13 protein-coding genes are annotated in these 15450 nt (G+C 69.1%); all 13 read right to left on the bottom strand.

The genetic code is table 11. The annotated features are described in order from the left end of the window. Positions 1-66: 66 nt before the first annotated feature. The 13 genes from AAD496_RS03235 to hpt all read right to left on the bottom strand — a co-directional run bounded on the left by AAD496_RS03235 (position 67) and on the right by hpt (position 15347). Complete coding sequence (locus AAD496_RS03235; protein ID WP_349827194.1) at positions 67-639, bottom strand: amino-acid N-acetyltransferase; 573 nt, start codon at positions 637-639, stop codon at positions 67-69. 169 nt (positions 640-808) lie between these two features. Next, positions 809-3340 (bottom strand): ATP-dependent Clp protease ATP-binding subunit, encoded by a 2532-nt coding sequence (locus AAD496_RS03230; RefSeq protein ID WP_349827193.1) that lies wholly within the window; start codon positions 3338-3340, stop codon positions 809-811. A 152-nt stretch (positions 3341-3492) separates the two neighbouring features. Beyond that, entirely contained in the window at positions 3493-3843 is a 351-nt protein-coding gene (locus tag AAD496_RS03225; RefSeq protein ID WP_349827192.1) for a histone-like nucleoid-structuring protein Lsr2, read from the bottom strand. A 292-nt stretch (positions 3844-4135) separates the two neighbouring features. After that, entirely contained in the window at positions 4136-5686 is a 1551-nt protein-coding gene (gene lysS, locus AAD496_RS03220; protein WP_349827191.1) for a lysine--tRNA ligase, read from the bottom strand. 112 nt (positions 5687-5798) lie between these two features. Continuing rightward, positions 5799-6707, bottom strand: a complete 909-nt coding sequence (locus AAD496_RS03215; RefSeq protein WP_349827190.1) for a Rossmann-like and DUF2520 domain-containing protein — start codon at positions 6705-6707, stop codon at positions 5799-5801. 86 nt (positions 6708-6793) lie between these two features. Continuing rightward, positions 6794-8500: a PH domain-containing protein gene (locus tag AAD496_RS03210; RefSeq protein ID WP_349827189.1), complete on the bottom strand. Its 1707-nt coding sequence runs from the start codon at positions 8498-8500 to the stop codon at positions 6794-6796. A gap of 5 nt (positions 8501-8505) precedes the next feature. Beyond that, positions 8506-9027: a PH domain-containing protein gene (locus AAD496_RS03205; RefSeq protein WP_349827188.1), complete on the bottom strand. Its 522-nt coding sequence runs from the start codon at positions 9025-9027 to the stop codon at positions 8506-8508. Between the two features lie 236 nt (positions 9028-9263). Beyond that, positions 9264-9767 (bottom strand): DUF3180 domain-containing protein, encoded by a 504-nt coding sequence (locus AAD496_RS03200; RefSeq protein ID WP_349827187.1) that lies wholly within the window; start codon positions 9765-9767, stop codon positions 9264-9266. Positions 9768-9849: 82 nt separating this feature from the next. Continuing rightward, a complete protein-coding gene (gene folK, locus AAD496_RS03195) occupies positions 9850-10824 on the bottom strand; it encodes a 2-amino-4-hydroxy-6-hydroxymethyldihydropteridine diphosphokinase (protein WP_349827186.1) in 975 nt (324 codons plus the stop codon). Then, the gene (folP, locus tag AAD496_RS03190) at positions 10825-11691 is read right to left on the bottom strand and encodes a dihydropteroate synthase (RefSeq protein ID WP_349827252.1); all 867 of its coding nucleotides are present in this window, start codon (positions 11689-11691) and stop codon (positions 10825-10827) included. It lies immediately after the preceding gene. 68 nt (positions 11692-11759) lie between these two features. Next, a complete protein-coding gene (folE, locus tag AAD496_RS03185; RefSeq protein ID WP_349827185.1) occupies positions 11760-12323 on the bottom strand; it encodes a GTP cyclohydrolase I FolE in 564 nt (187 codons plus the stop codon). A 74-nt stretch (positions 12324-12397) separates the two neighbouring features. Continuing rightward, complete coding sequence (gene ftsH, locus AAD496_RS03180; protein ID WP_349827184.1) at positions 12398-14683, bottom strand: ATP-dependent zinc metalloprotease FtsH; 2286 nt, start codon at positions 14681-14683, stop codon at positions 12398-12400. 112 nt (positions 14684-14795) lie between these two features. Next, on the bottom strand, positions 14796-15347 hold the full coding sequence (gene hpt / locus AAD496_RS03175) for a hypoxanthine phosphoribosyltransferase (RefSeq protein ID WP_349827183.1): 552 nt from the start codon (positions 15345-15347) through the stop codon (positions 14796-14798). Positions 15348-15450 lie beyond the last annotated feature (103 nt).

Below are 15450 nucleotides of genomic sequence, written 5' to 3'. Positions count from 1 at the left end.
CCGAACCGTCGAGTGGGCGCTCCCTACCGTCGACCGGGCGCTCCGTGCGGTCGATCGGGCTGGTCCTCAGAGGTCGAGGATCATCCGGGTGTTGCCCAGGGTGTTCGGCTTGACCCGGGCGAGGTCCAGGAACTCCGCGGTGCCCTCGTCGTGGGACTGCAGCAGCTCGCCGTAGACGTCCGGGGACACCGGGGTCCCGGAGATCTCCCGGAATCCGAAGGACCCGAAGAAGCCCGTCTCGAAGGTGAGGCAGAAGACCCGCCTGACCCCGATGGCCCGGGCGTCGGCGACGATCTGTGCGACGAGCGCCTTGCCGGCGCCTCGGCCGCGGTAGTCGGGGTTCGTCGCGACGGTGCGGATCTCCGCGAGGTCCTCCCACATGACGTGGAGGGCGGCACACCCGACGAGGGTCTGCGTGCCGTCGGCGATCCCGCCGTCCGGCCCCGGGTCGACGACGAGACGGAACTCCGCGAGCGACTCGAAGTAGGCGACCGGGGGCTTCTCGACGAGCAGCATGTCCGCGGCCAGCGGCTTCACCAGCTCCCGCAGGTCCCGGACGTCCCGGGCGACGGCCCGTCGCATCACCAACCCACTCGGCAGGACGTGGGCGTCGAGGTGTGCGGCGGGATCGGATGTCATGCCCACAGTTCTACACCCTCGCCTCCCACCTGCGCCGACGTGCCCACATGAGAACGCCCGCGGCCCGTGTCCCCTCGGAAGGGGACACGGGCCGCGGGCGGAACGGAATGGCTCTTCGAACTCAGCCTTGAGCAGCGGCGGGGTGCCGGGGCTCAAGGCGGCGTCGACCTCAGCTCTCGGAGGCCAGAGCCGAGGCGTCCTCGGGGATCTCCTCGACCTCGCCCTCGATCTCGGTGGGCACACGCTCGTTGTCGGTGCCCTCGAAGGTGAAGACGGCGTCCGCGCCCTCGCCCTCGACGTCGACCTTGACCTTCTGGCCGCCCTTGAGCTCCCCGAACAGGATCTTCTCGGACAGTTGGTCCTCGACGAGCTGCTGGATGGTGCGGCGCAGCGGCCGGGCACCGAGCACCGGGTCGTAACCGCGGTCGGCCAGCAGGTTCTTCGCGGCCTGCGTGAGCTCGACGCTCATCGACTGGTCCTTCATGCGCTTGTCCAGGCGCTCGATGAACAGGTCGACGATGCGGACGATCTCGTCCTTCGACAGCTGCGGGAACACGATCGTGTCGTCCACGCGGTTGAGGAACTCGGGCCGGAAGTGCTGCTTGAGCTCTTCGTTGACCCGCTGCTTCATCCGCTCGTAGTCGTTGTTCGCGTTGCCCTCGACCTGGAAGCCCATCTGGACGCCGCGGTTGATGTCCCGCGTGCCCAGGTTGGTGGTCATGATGATGATGGTGTTCTTGAAGTCCACCTCACGACCCTGGGAATCCGTGAGTCGACCGTCCTCGAGGATCTGCAGCAGCGAGTTGAAGATGTCCGCGTGGGCCTTCTCCACCTCGTCGAACAGCACGACGGAGAACGGCTTGCGGCGCACCTTCTCCGTGAGTTGGCCGCCCTCCTCGTAGCCGACGTAACCGGGAGGCGAACCGAACAGCCGCGAGACGGTGTGCTTCTCGGAGAACTCGGACATGTCGAGCGAGATGAGCGAGTTCTCGTCGCCGAACAGGAACTCCGCGAGCGACTTGGCCAGCTCCGTCTTACCGACACCGGTGGGGCCGGCGAAGATGAAGGAACCGGAGGGACGCTTGGGGTCCTTGAGGCCGGCACGCGTGCGCCGGATCGCCCGGGAGACGCTCTTGATGGCGTCCTCCTGGCCGATGACGCGCTTGTGCAGCTCGTCCTCCATCTTGAGCAGACGCGAGGACTCCTCCTCCGTGAGCTGGTAGACCGGGATGCCGGTCGCGAAGGCGAGCACGTCGGCGATGAGTTCCTCGTCGACGACGGCGGACGTCGCGGTCTTGTTGCCCGCGCGCCACTCCTTCTCCAGCTCCTCCTGCTGTGCCTTGAGCTTCATCTCCGCGTCGCGCTCGTTGGCGGCCAGCTCGAAGTCCTGCGAGTCGATCGCGGCCTCCTTGCGGTGGCGCGCGTCGAGGATCTTCGACTCCAGCTCCTTGAGCTCCGGCGGGGCCGACAGCCGCGTGATCCGCAGCTTCGCACCCGCCTCGTCGATGAGGTCGATGGCCTTGTCCGGCAGGAACCGGTCGTTGACGTAGCGGTCCGACAGGTTGACGGCGGCCGCCAGTGCGCTGTCGGTGATCGTCACCTTGTGGTGCGCCTCGTACTTGTCGCGCAGACCCTTGAGGATCTCGATCGAGTCGGACAGCGAGGGCTCCGGCACCTGGATCGGCTGGAACCGGCGCTCGAGAGCGGCGTCCTTCTCGATGTTCTTGCGGTACTCGTCGAGGGTCGTCGCACCGATCGTCTGCAGCTCACCGCGGGCGAGCATGGGCTTGAGGATCGAGGCGGCGTCGATCGCGCCCTCGGCGGCACCCGCACCCACGAGGGTGTGGATCTCGTCGATGAAGAGCACGATGTCACCACGCGTGCGGATCTCCTTGAGCACCTTCTTCAGGCGCTCCTCGAAGTCACCGCGGTAGCGGGAACCGGCGACCAGCGAACCGAGGTCCAGCGTGTACAGCTGCTTGTCCTCGAGGGTCTCCGGGACGTCCCCGGCGACGATCGCCTGGGCCAGGCCCTCGACGACCGCGGTCTTGCCGACACCGGGTTCACCGATGAGGACCGGGTTGTTCTTGGTGCGGCGGGACAGCACCTGCATGACGCGGGTCATCTGGTCCTGGCGACCGACGACCGGGTCGAGCTTGCCCTCCCGCGCGGCGGCGGTCAGGTTGCGACCGAACTGGTCGAGCACGAGCGATCCGGAGGGCGTGGCCTCCTCGCGGTTGCCGGCGGAGACCGGCTCCTTGCCCTGGTAACCGGAGATCAGCTTGATGACCTCCTGGCGCACCCGGCCCAGGTCCGCGCCGAGCTTGACGAGCACCTGTGCGGCGACGCCCTCCCCCTCGCGGATCAGGCCGAGCAGGATGTGCTCGGTGCCGATGTAGGTGTGGCCCAGCTGCAGCGCTTCGCGCAGGCTGAGCTCCAGGACCTTCTTGGCGCGCGGGGTGAACGGGATGTGACCGGAGGGAGCCTGCTGGCCCTGACCGATGATCTCCGTGACCTGCTCGCGCACCTGCTCCAGCGAGATCCCCATGCCTTCGAGGGCCTTCGCTGCGACGCCCTCACCCTCGTGGATGAGGCCCAGCAGGATGTGCTCGGTCCCGATGTAGTTGTGCTTGAGAAGCTTGGCCTCTTCCTGCGCCAGTACGACGACACGACGGGCACGATCTGTGAAGCGTTCGAACATTCGCCCTCCTCGTTCCGTGGGTTCCTGAAACCCTAACGAATCCGGGCCGCCACGATTCCGGTTTTCGCCCTGGGCCGAAAGCATTCGGCCCACAGCGAAATCATCGCCGTGGGCCGGATGTGTGGTGGAAGGAAGCCGTCAGCCGCAGGGGCTCAGCTCGGGTTCGCCTCCGCGAAGGCGCGCTGGACCTGGAGCGGGATCCGCCCGCGGTCCGGGACCTCGTAGCCGTTGGAACGCGCCCAGGCGCGCACCGTCTTGGCATCCGCACCGACCTCGACCTTGGTCGCCTGGCGGGTGCCGCCGCGGCGGGCCACCGGCTTGGGTGCGGCGGTCACACGCCGTGCCTTCTCGATGTAGGGGGCCAGCACGTTGCGCAGGCCGGCCGCGTTGTCGTCCGACAGTTCCATCGCGTAGGCCTTGCCGTCGAGGGAGAACTCGACGGTCTCCGTGGCCTCCGAGCCGTCCATGTCGTCAGTGAGGATCTGTACCGTCTTGACCGCCATTGTCCCGTTTCCTCTCGGATGATTCGTGGTCCACGGTCTCCTTTTCCTCCGGGGCCGTGACACCCGTGATGTCCGTGTCCGGGGAATCCGATTCCGCGGCGTACTTGTCCAATTCTGTCCGCTCGATCGAGTCGGCCCGCATGACGGTACGGATGACGTACCAGAAGATCAGGCCCACACAGATCGAGGGAAGGAGTACTTGGATGTATTCCACTGCTCATCCTAACGAAGAACGGCGATTTCGCAGCATATGCCGCGGGGGAAATGGCACGAATCGGGGGAATTCCCCCATTCAGTCCTCGAGGGGCTTCACCAAGGGGAACAGAATGGTCTCGCGGATTCCCAGTCCGGTGATCGCCATGAGAAGTCGGTCGATACCCATCCCCATTCCACCGGTGGGCGGCATACCGTGTTCCATGGCCACGAGGAAGTCCTCGTCGAGGCGCATGGCCTCGTCGTCGCCGGCCGAGGCGTCCGCGGCCTGGGCGGCGAACCGTTCCCGCTGCACCACCGGGTCCACGAGCTCCGAGTAGCCGGTGGCCAGTTCGAATCCGCGGACGTAGAGGTCCCACTTCTCCACGACACCCTTCTTCTCCCTGTGCTCACGGGTGAGCGGCGAGGTGTCGACGGGGAAATCGGTGACGAAGGTCGGCTCCCACAGGCGGTCGGAATAGAAGTGTTCCCACATCTCCTCGACGTACTTGCCGTGCGACCGGAAAACACCCTCGAGATCGATGTCGTGCTCGGCGGCGATCGCCTCGAGTTCCTCGACCGTGGTCTCCGGGGTCACGGTGTGGCCGGACTCCTCCGAGAGGGAGTCGTACATGCTCACGACCGTCCAGTCCCCGCCGAAGTCGTACTCGGAACCGTCCGGCAGGGTGACGACCATGGACCCGGTCGCGTCCTTCGCGGCGTTCTGCACCAGACTCTTGGTGAGTTCCGCGATCGAGTGGTAATCACCGTAGGCCTGGTAGGCCTCGAGCATCGCGAATTCCGGCGAGTGCGTGGAGTCCGCGCCCTCGTTCCGGAAATTGCGGTTGATCTCGAACACGTTGTCGAGTCCACCGACCACGGCCCGCTTGAGGAACAATTCCGGGGCGATACGCAGATACAGGTCGATGTCGTAGGCATTGATGTGCGTCTTGAACGGACGCGCCGAGGCACCGGAGGGAATGGTCTGGAGCATCGGGGTCTCGATCTCCATGAAATCGGCGGCGTCGAAGGTCGACCGCAGGGACTTCATGACCGCCGAGCGCATCCGGACGTTGTCGCGGGCCTGCTGGCGGGTGATGAGGTCGATCGACCGGTTGCGGACGCGGGTGTCCTCCGCGAGCTCCGTGTGGAGGCCCGGGAGGGGACGGATGGCCTTGGCCGCCATGGCCCACCGGTCGACCATGACCGAGAGCTCACCACGGCGGGAGCAGATGACCCGACCGTGCAGGAACACGATGTCCCCGAGGTCGACGTCGGACTTCCAGGCGTCGAGCGACTCCTGACCGACCTCGGCCAGCGAGAGCATGCCCTGCAGCCGGGTGCCGTCACCGGACTGCAGGGTGACGAAGCACAGTTTCCCGGTGTTCCGCACGAACACGACGCGGCCGGAGATCCCGACCTCGTCCTCGGTCTCCTGACCGGCCTCGAGCACGTCCGCGTAGCGTACGCGGATCTCCGCCAGGGTGTGAGTGCGCGGCACCGCGACCGGGTACGCCTCCACCCCGTTCTCCAGCAGGCGGGCGCGCTTCTCCTTGCGGATGCGCAGCTGTTCGGGATCGAGGTGCTCGTCGGGCGTCGTCGCGGCCGCGGAGGCGTCTGCTCCGGGGGCGGAAGAGGTGTTCTCGGCCATGACCCCAAGCGTACCGGTGAGGCTTCACGCCCCCGAAACGTGGGCAGTGCGGTGTTCGACACCGCCCGGGCCCCGCCCGGGTTCGACACAGCCCGGGCCCGGCGCACAGCCCTCAGTCCGTCGTCCGGTCCTTCTCCAGCGCGTCGAGGATCCGGGCCACGGTCTCCTCGTGGATCGTCCCGGTGGCCAGCGCCCGGCCGGCCGTCGCCCGGGCGAGTGCGGCATACGTGTCGAAGGTCTCGGTCGATCCCACCTGGGTGGAGTACTCCCCGAGCCCCGCGACGTGGGCCTCGACCGTCGACACGTCCCCCCGGCTCACCGGTCCGGTAAGTGCACTCGCCCCGGACTGGAGCACGTTGCCCACGCTCGCGTGGACCAGCGCCCCGAGGACGCGGGAGGGGTCCTCCACCCCCATGCTCCGGAGCATGTCGATCGCCTGGGACAGGACGGTGACGGTGTGGTTCGAGGCGTGCGAGAGGGCCGTGTGGTAGAGCACCCTGTCCCCCTCGGCCACGACCACGGGTTCGGCACCGATCTCGACGACGAGCGCCTGCCCGATCGGCATGACGGCCCGCGGCGCGGTCACCGCGACCGTCGCCTCGTGCAGACGGCTCAGGTCGATCGAGGTGCCGGTGAAGGTGAGCGCCGGGTGGAGCGCGATCGGGATGGCCCCACGGGCGACGGCCGGCTGCAGCACCTCGGTCCCGTAGCGGCCCGCGCAGTGGAGCACGATCTGGCCCGGGTGGAACCCGCCGAGGTCCGCGAGCCCCTGGACCAGACCGGGCAGTTCGTCGTCCGGCACGGTGAGGAGGACGAGCTCCGCCCGTTCGACGACCGTCTCGACGTCGAGCACGGGGACCTCCGGGAGCATCGCCTCGGCACGGTCACGGCTGGCCTGCGAGGTGGCGGTCACCCCGACGAGCGCGTGCCCGGCACCGCGCAGGGCGGCTCCCATGACGGCTCCGACACGGCCACAGCCCACGACGCCGACCCCCAGGCGCGTCCCGTCCTCGTGATTCATGGCCCCCACGGTAGTCGGTGGGCCGGGCGACCCCGGAACCGGCCCCGGCACCGATGGCACCGGGGACCAGGAGGGGTCGGCAGCGGTCAGGCGGGAGCGCGGACCCCGGCCGGGGCGGGTTCGGTCCCCGCGTCCATCCGGTGCCGCGCAGCCCAGGTGGTCTCCGCATGTGTGAGGAAGAACTCCCGGGCCACCTCGGCGTCGAGGTGGTTCAACTGCGCATTCACGGGCCCAGCGGTCGAGTGCAGGCGGACGTCACCGAGCCCGAGTGCCCGCCGGAGAGGCCCGTCGTGGAGCGCCATGGACTGCACCCGGGCGTGCGGGACGACGACGACCTCGCGCGTCAGCCGCCCGGCCCGGATCACGAGCGTCGTGTCGGTGACGACGAACCCGTTGCGCCGCCAGGTGAGCCAGTCGAGGATCCGCGCGCGTGGGGAATGCGGACGGAAGAGCGCCTCGGCGGCGGACGCGTGCGGGTCGGACGACCGTGTCCAGTACATGGCCGAGGAGTAGAGGGAGGACGCCTCGACCGCCTCGGCGTCGAGTCCCGGGTCCGGCAGCGCGAGCGCGGCGAGCGTGAGGGCCTCCTCCCGCGTGCCCACCGGGAACAGCACGTTGTCGTTGCCGCTGGTGCCGCTGCCGTCCTCGTTGCCGCCACCCCCGGCGGTGTTGAAGGTGACCTCCCACCAGTCGGCCTTCCGCCACAGGAGGGGCTGACGGATCCGCACCGCCTGCACCCGGTCAAGCGGGAGCGTCCGGCGCACCGTGCTCGTGAGGCCCCGACTCACCGCCAGCCCGTCCTCGGTGACCCGGACCGTGAAGTTCGCGTTGTCGATCCCGCCCTTGAAAAACCCGAAGGTAAAGGCACCGAGCGGGAACAGGACGGAGAACAGGACGGGGATCGCGACCTCCACCATCCCGAGGGCGAGGAGGGTGATGACGCCGCCGATGGCCAGTAGCGCGAAGAACGCCATCACCAGCATCTCCTCGCTGAGCACCCGTGCGAGGACCACCCGGTGGGCGGGCGCCCGCACCAACTGCCCGTCCTCGTCCGGCCGGATCCGTACCCCGTAGGGAACCAGGAGGTCGTGGATCGTCGCGCCGAAGTCGGCGGCCACGGTCTCGGCCGTCTCCTCGACGACCCCGGACAGACCCGCTGCCGAGGAGCCCTGCCCGGGACGGGCGTCCGTGCCCTCCTCCGGTGCCGCGGGGGCGGACGGGTCTCCCGTCCGCTCCACCTTCGCGGCGCGGACGAGTCCGAGCATCTCCTCGCGGAGCTCCTCGGCCCGGGCCTTCCGGAGGAACCGGATGTCGACGGAGCTTCCCTTGCCGCCGGCCACGTCGAAGGTGACGGCGGCAAAGCCGAGCAGGCGGGGCACGAAGGGCTGGTTGACGTCCACGGACTGCACCCGGTCCATTCGGGCCTGCTTGTGTTCCTTCGTGAGGATGCCGTGGCGCAGGTACACGTTCGTGTCGTCCACCCGGTATCCGAGCGCCCGCCAGCTGAGCCAGGAGACGAGACCCACGAGGACGACGACGGCCACGATGCCGCCGAGGATCAGGAGCAGGACCCAGGAATGGGAGGCCACCCAGCCGATCCCCTCGACCTCGCTCAGGGGCCGACCGCGGACGAGGGCCTCGATGAGCCCCTGGATGGTGTTCTGGAATCCCGCGGCGATACCACCGACCGCGGCGACGAGGCCCACCCAGGCCTGCAGGAACGGCGTCATCGGGTGGACGCGGTGCCAGGTGGGGTCCCCGGCGTGCGTGTCCACGGTGTCGTCCGTGTCCATCGTGCTCACAACCCTGCGAGGCGGGACTCGCCCCGGGCGGCCAGCGAGTCACGCAGACGGTCCGCGTCCTCCCGGGGGATCCCCTTGACGGTGGCGTCGGAGTTCGCCGAGGCGGTGTGGAGTTTGACCGTCGCCAGCCCGAACCCGCGTTCGATCGGGCCGGACTCGACCTCCACGTACTGCAGACGCCCGTAGGGGACGACGGTGATCTTCCGGAACAGGATGCCGCGTCGGACGAGCAGGTCCTCCTCGCGTTCGGCGTAGCCGAGGGCCCGTGCCTGCCGGGGGACGACGATGAGTGTGACCACCACGTCGATGACCACGAGTCCGAGCACGATCCCGGCGATCCACCACGTGACGGTGCTGTTCCAGGTGAACGCCTTGAGGACCACGAGCCCGACGAGGACCACGGCGAGGACGATCGCGGTCCCGAGGAGTTCGAGCCACACGTACTTGGGGCTCACCGGGACGAACTCGGGCATCCGGAGTGTCTGCTCGACGGGTTCGGTGGTCACGGACTCGGTCACGATCGGTCACCTCGGGGGTCGGAGTCCGTCCCACCCGGTGGGCAGGACGATGGCCGCCACCAGCCTAGACGGCTGACCGGAAGGGAAGGGAGGGGGATATCCGCCGCTCGCACCCGTCTCCGCCCTCAGGTCCCCTGAGGGCGGAGACGGGTGCGCCACCAAGGCCGAGGAGCGAAGGAGTACGTGGGGTTGGTACTTCGAGCGACGAGAACGCCGGTGGCGCCCCGTGTCCGCCCTCAGGCGGGTTCGGGGGCGCCCGAGCCGGGGCCTCCCCGCCCGCCACGTCGGCCGTCCGCGGGACCGTCGCCGGGTGGGAGGGTGCACCAGGACTCGACGACGAGACCGGTCACCATGAGCACCGCGGCCGCTCCGACCGGCACGAGCCCGACGAGAGCCGCGTCGACCCGCACACCGGGCGCACTCACGAGCAGGTGGACGACAGCGCCCAGGTACCAGCCGGTGAGCAGGGACCCGGCGAGCAGTGCGGCCTTGGCGAGCACCGCGGTCCGGGCCGCCTGGACCTGGTCGATCTCCGTCGAGCGGTCACCGTCGCGCCACTTCTTCACCGGCCACCCGAGCAGCACGAGGACGAGGGACAGGACGAGCATGCCGAGAACCGCCGTCCACGGCAGGGCCGGGAGGACACGGCCCATCGACTCCCACACGAAGTGGAACCCCACGGACAGGACGAGGCCGATCACGCCCCAGGCCAGCACCAGCCCGGTGCTCGTCTGTTTCATGTCGCCTCCTGCCACCTGTCGAAGCCGGTCGGATGCCCGGCGCCGTGCCCGGGTCACCGATACACCCGTATCCGTGCCGGGATCAGCGGAGGGTGAGCTCCGTCGGGGTGAGGCCCGCGTGGTCCTCGGCCGCGGCGAAGGCCTCCCCGATGGGTACGACCCGCGGACCCGTACTCCCATCATCCCAGACCAGCCGGGCGGCGGGGCGCAGATCCCGCCAGGGCCCGAGGACGAATGCACGGGCGGCGGCCAGCGGGTGCGGCAGCGTCAGCACCGCGGTGTCCATGACCGTCTGGGCGCCCGGATCGTCCAGGTCTCCCCCGCCCGGCGTGTACCGCACGAGGTCGAGGTCGAGCGTCCGCGGTCCCCAGTGGACACCGCGGGTCCGTCCGGCGGCGACCTCGATGCCCTGGCAGACGGACAGCAGTTCGAGGGCGGAGAGCTCGGTGTGCAGCGAGACGGCCGCGTTGAGGAAGTCCGGCTGGTCGGTGACACCGACCGGGGCGGTCCGGTACACGTTCGACGCGTCGGTCACCGTGATCCGGGGGTGCCGGTCGAGAGCGGCGACCGCCTCCTTGAGAGCCGTCACCGGGTGTCCCAGGTTCGCCCCGAGGGCGATGACGGCCTGTGCGTCCGCCGCCGCGTCACCCGGCCGTGCACCCGTTCCCGAGGTGCCCTCCACCGGAGCCTCGGGAGTGGACTCCCGGCGGCGTTCCACGTGGACGGAGACATCGGCGAAGGCGTGCGGGATCGGGGCCTGCGGCTTGTGGACCGTCACCTCGACGTGGGGGCACAGCGTCACACAGTGGTCGGCGATCCGCTCGGCCAGCGTCTCGATGAGATCGAGCGATCCGGTCCCGACGATCTCCACGACGTCCTGGGCCAGGGTCCCGTAGTCGACGGTGTGCGCCAGGTCGTCCGTCGCGGCGGCCGGGGACACATCGGTGTGGAGCACGACGTCGATCAGGAAGTCCTGACCGTCGGTCTTCTCGTGCTCGAACACCCCGTGGTGGCCCCGGGCGCGCAGACCCGTGAGGCGGATGCTGTCGGTGGTCATCTACCTGTCGTTCCTTCCGAAGACGTGCGTGTCCGCGGGCGGCGGGACGGTCTCTCCGTCCCGGTCGGACGCCGCGGCGAAAGTGACGGCCCGGGCCACCTCGGCGGCGATCCGGGAAGCCCGGGGTTCGTGCACGCGCACGGCCCAGGCACCCGCCCGGGCGGCGAGAGTCGTGACGGCGGCGGTCGCGGAATCGCGGTCGGCCACGGACGCCGCTGCGTCCGGGCCCGGGGCGAGCAGTGTCGAGAGGAACTTCTTCCGGGAGACCGCGACGAGGAACGGGAACGGCAGGTCCAGGAACTCCTCCAGGTGGGCGAGCAACTGCCAGTTGTGCCCGGCGTTCTTGGAGAACCCGGGACCCGGGTCGAGGACGATCTGGGCCGGCCGCACGCCCGCCTCGACAGCAACCTCGACGCGCCGGGAGAGTTCCGCGCGCACCTCGGCGGCGACGTCCGTGTAGTGGTAGGAGGCGTCGGCCCGCTCCAGCAGACCCCGCCAGTGCATGAGCACGATCGGGGCACCGGTCCGGGCGGCGGTGCCGAGCATGTCGGAGTCCATCTGTCCGGCGGACACGTCGTTGATGAGCGCCGCACCCGCCTCGATCGCGGCCTCGGCGACGGAGGCACGCATGGTGTCCACGCTCACGACGACCCCGGCCGCCGCGAGCTCCCGGGTCACGGGGACGACTCGGCGCAGTTCCTCCGCCTCGTCGACCCGCACGGAACCCGGTCGCGTGGACTCGCCACCGACGTCGACGATGTCCGCACCCTGAGCGAGCAGGTCGAAGCCGTGGGCGACGGCGTCCCCGGTGTCGAACCACAGACCGCCGTCGGAGAAGGAGTCCGGCGTGACGTTGAGGACACCCATGATCCGCGTCCGGTCGGCGGGTGCCAGGACGGGGTGGACGGGATCGGGACCGGGCGCGGTCACGGCGGTCACCTCCCGAGGATGAGGCTCATCGCCTCGGCGCGGGAGGCACCGTCGCGCAACTGTCCGCGCACGGCCGAGGTGATCGTCGAGGCACCCGGCTTCTGCACGCCGCGCATCGACATGCACAGGTGTTCGGCCTCGACGACGACGATGACGCCGCCGGGTGCCAGGTGCGCGACGAGGGCGTCGGCGATCTGGCCGGTGAGACGCTCCTGGACCTGGGGCCTGCGGGCGTAGAGCTCGACGAGGCGGGCGAGCTTGGACAGACCGGTCACCCGGCCGTCCTTGCCGGGGATGTAGCCCACGTGCGCCGCCCCGTGGAAGGGCACGAGATGGTGTTCGCACATCGAGTACATCTCGATGTTGCGCACCAGCACCATCTCGTCGTGGCCGATGTCGAAGGTGGTCGAGAGCACCTCGGAGGCGTCCCGCCCGACACCGGAGAACATCTCCTCGTAGGCGCGCGCCACCCGCGCCGGGGTGTCCTGCAGACCGTCGCGGTCGGGGTCCTCACCGACGGCCAGGAGGATCTCCCGGACGGCGGCCGCGATGCGTTCCTGATCGACCACTGATGTCTGCCTTTCGAACTGTCGGACGTGTCTCGTGTGGGGTGCGGGGACCGAGCGATCCCGGCACCCGTGGGTCAGTGCCGCGGACCCTGCTTGTCCGGGGGACCCTGCGGATCCTGCGGACCCCGGGGTTCTCCCCGCCCTTGGTCGGGGGTACCCGCCGGGCCGGAGTGGCCGGGCAAATGGCCCTGACCGGTGTAGGGGCCCGCCGGCGGGTTCTGCCCACCGGGTGCCGGCGGGAACTGGTCCCCCGGCTGCGGGTGGCCCTGCGGCGGAGGGAACTGCGCGCCGGGCTGCGGGGGCTGCGGCGGGACACCGGGCTGCGGGGGCTGTGGTGCCGTCCCCGGTCGTGGCGGCTGCGGCACGCCTCCGGCATCACCCGAGCCGGATCCGTTCCCGTTGCCGGTCCCGTTCCCGTTCTCCGACAGACGCGGGGGCACGGCGATCGGCGGCTGGTCGGAGACCGGACGGTCCTCGCTGGCCAGCCACAGGTCACGGCGCGGGCGCTTGACGACCTCGGCGAAGATCTCGCGCAGCTCCGGCTCGTTGAGGGTCTCCTTCTCCAACAGCTCGTGGGCCAGTCGGTCGAGGATCCCGCGGTTCGTGTTGATGGCCCAGTGGGCGTCGGCCAGCGCCTCGTCGATGAGGGTGCGGACCTCCTCGTCGATGATCCGCACGGTCGAGTCCGCGTGCGGGTCGACGGGACCGTAGGCACCGGCCATCGGCTCCGGATCGGACTCGCCGATCTTCACCATGCCGAGCTTCTCGCTCATGCCGTACTGGGTGACCATCGCCCGGGCCGTCTTCGTCGCCTTCTCGATGTCGTTCGAGGCGCCCGAGGTGGGGTCGTGGAAGATGATCTCCTCGGCCGCCCGTCCGCCCATCGCGTAGGCCAGCTGGTCGAGCAGTTCGTTGCGGCTCGTCGAGTACTTGTCCTCCTCCGGCATCACGACGGTGAAGCCCAGCGCCTTGCCGCGCGGGAGGATGGTGATCTTGGTGACGGGGTCGGTGTCGTTCATCGCCGCCGCGACGAGGGCGTGGCCGCCCTCGTGGTAGGCGGTCGTGAGCCGCTCCTTGTCGTTCATCAGACGCGTGCGCTTCTGGGGGCCCGCGATCACACGGTCGATCGCCTCGTAGATCGCGTCCTTCGTGATGACGTCCCTGCCCTGCCGGGCGGTCAGCAGCGCGGCCTCGTTGAGCACGTTCGCCAGGTCCGCACCGGAGAAGCCGGGGGTTCGCTTGGCGACGACGGCCAGGTCGACGTCCTCGGCCAACGGCTTGTTGCGGCCGTGGACCTCGAGGATCTGCGTCCGGCCCTTGAGGTCGGCGGCCTCGACCTGCACCTGCCGATCGAACCGACCGGGGCGCAGGAGGGCGGGGTCCAGGACGTCCGGCCGGTTGGTCGCGGCGATGAGGATGATGTTGGTCGTCGCGTCGAACCCGTCCATCTCGACGAGCAGCTGGTTGAGCGTCTGCTCGCGCTCGTCGTGGCCGCCGCCCATCCCGGAGCCACGCTTGCGTCCCACCGCGTCGATCTCGTCGATGAAGATGATGCACGGCGAGTTCTGCTTGGCCTGGTCGAACAGGTCACGCACGCGCGAGGCGCCGACACCCACGTACATCTCGACGAAGTCGGAGCCGGAGATCGAGTAGAAGGGCACCCCGGCCTCGCCGGCCACGGCCTTGGCGAGCAGCGTCTTACCGGTACCCGGGGCGCCGTAGAGCAGCACACCCTTGGGGATCTTGGCCCCGACGTCCTGGAACTTCTGCGGTTCGGACAGGAAGTCCTTGATCTCCTCGAGTTCCTCCAGGGCCTCCTCGACACCGGCGACGTCGGTGAACGTGACGTCCGGGTTCTCCTTGTTGACGAGCTTGGCCTTGGACTTCCCGATGTTCATGATGCCCTTGCCGCCACCCATCCGGGACAGCAGGAACCAGAACACCAGGAAGATGATGACGAAGGGGATCAGGTTGATGAGCAGACTGGTGAACCAGTTCTGCTGCGCGATCTCGTCGGTGAAGCCCTTCTCCGGGGCCGCGGCGTCGACGGCCGCGACGATCGCCTCACCCCGTGGTTCGACGTAGAAGAACTGGACCCGGTCACCGTAGTCGTGGCCGTCGGCGGAGTAGTCCTCGGTGAGCACCAGGTCGACCCGCTGGTCGCCGTCGACGATCTTGGCCTGCTCGACCTTGCCGTCGGCCAACAGTTCGAGGCCCTGTTCGGTGTCGACCCGCTGGAAGCCGCCCCCGCCGAACCACAGGGCACCGAAGGTCACCACCAGGATCGCGAGGACGATCCACAGGAGGGGCCCACGCGCCCACTTGGTCATGCGCGGTCGGCTGTCTTTGGTCTCTGCCATGGGTCCTCTCAGGACGGGGTGCGGAATCGGGCCGGAGGGAGGCTATCCGAGAAAGGTGGGGAACCCCTGAACTCGGGTCCCCCACACATTCCGGCTGAAGAAAGGTGGTCGTTCAGCTGTACACGTGTGGCGCGAGCGTGGCCACGAAGGGGAGGTTCCGGTACTTCTCCGCGAAGTCGAGGCCGTAGCCGATGACGAACTCGTTGGGCACGTCGAAGCCCACGTACCGCACGTCGATCTCGACCTTGTGGGCCTCGGGCTTGCTCAGCAGGGTGGCGATCTCCACCGAGGCGGCACCCCGCGACTTCAGGTTCTTGACCAGCCAGGACAGCGTGAGGCCGGAGTCGATGATGTCCTCGACGATGAGGACGTCACGGTCCTTGATGTCCGCGTCGAGGTCCTTGAGGATCCGCACGACACCGGAGGACTTGGTACCCGACCCGTAGGACGACACAGCCATCCAGTCCATCTCCACGTGCGAGTGGAGCGCCCGGGCCAGGTCCGCCATCACCATGACGGCGCCCTTGAGGACACCGACGAGCAGGATGTCCTTGTCCCGGTAGTCGCGGTCGATTTCCGCGGCCATCTCCGTGAGGCGGTGCTTGATCTGTGCCTCGGTGACCAGGACGCGATCGATGTCGGTCCCCAGGTCTTTTTCGTCCACGACTGCTGCTCCTCGGTTGGTGACTCAAGCTCGCGGCGCTCGGCCCACGCCGGATCCGTGTGCCCACATTATCGCAGCGCACGGACACCGAGGCCCGCCGCGG

This window comes from Brevibacterium litoralis (assembly GCF_040212315.1).
In the GTDB taxonomy this organism is placed as follows: Bacteria; Actinomycetota; Actinomycetes; order Actinomycetales; family Brevibacteriaceae; genus Brevibacterium; species Brevibacterium litoralis.
This window is presented reverse-complemented; position numbering and strand designations above follow the sequence as displayed.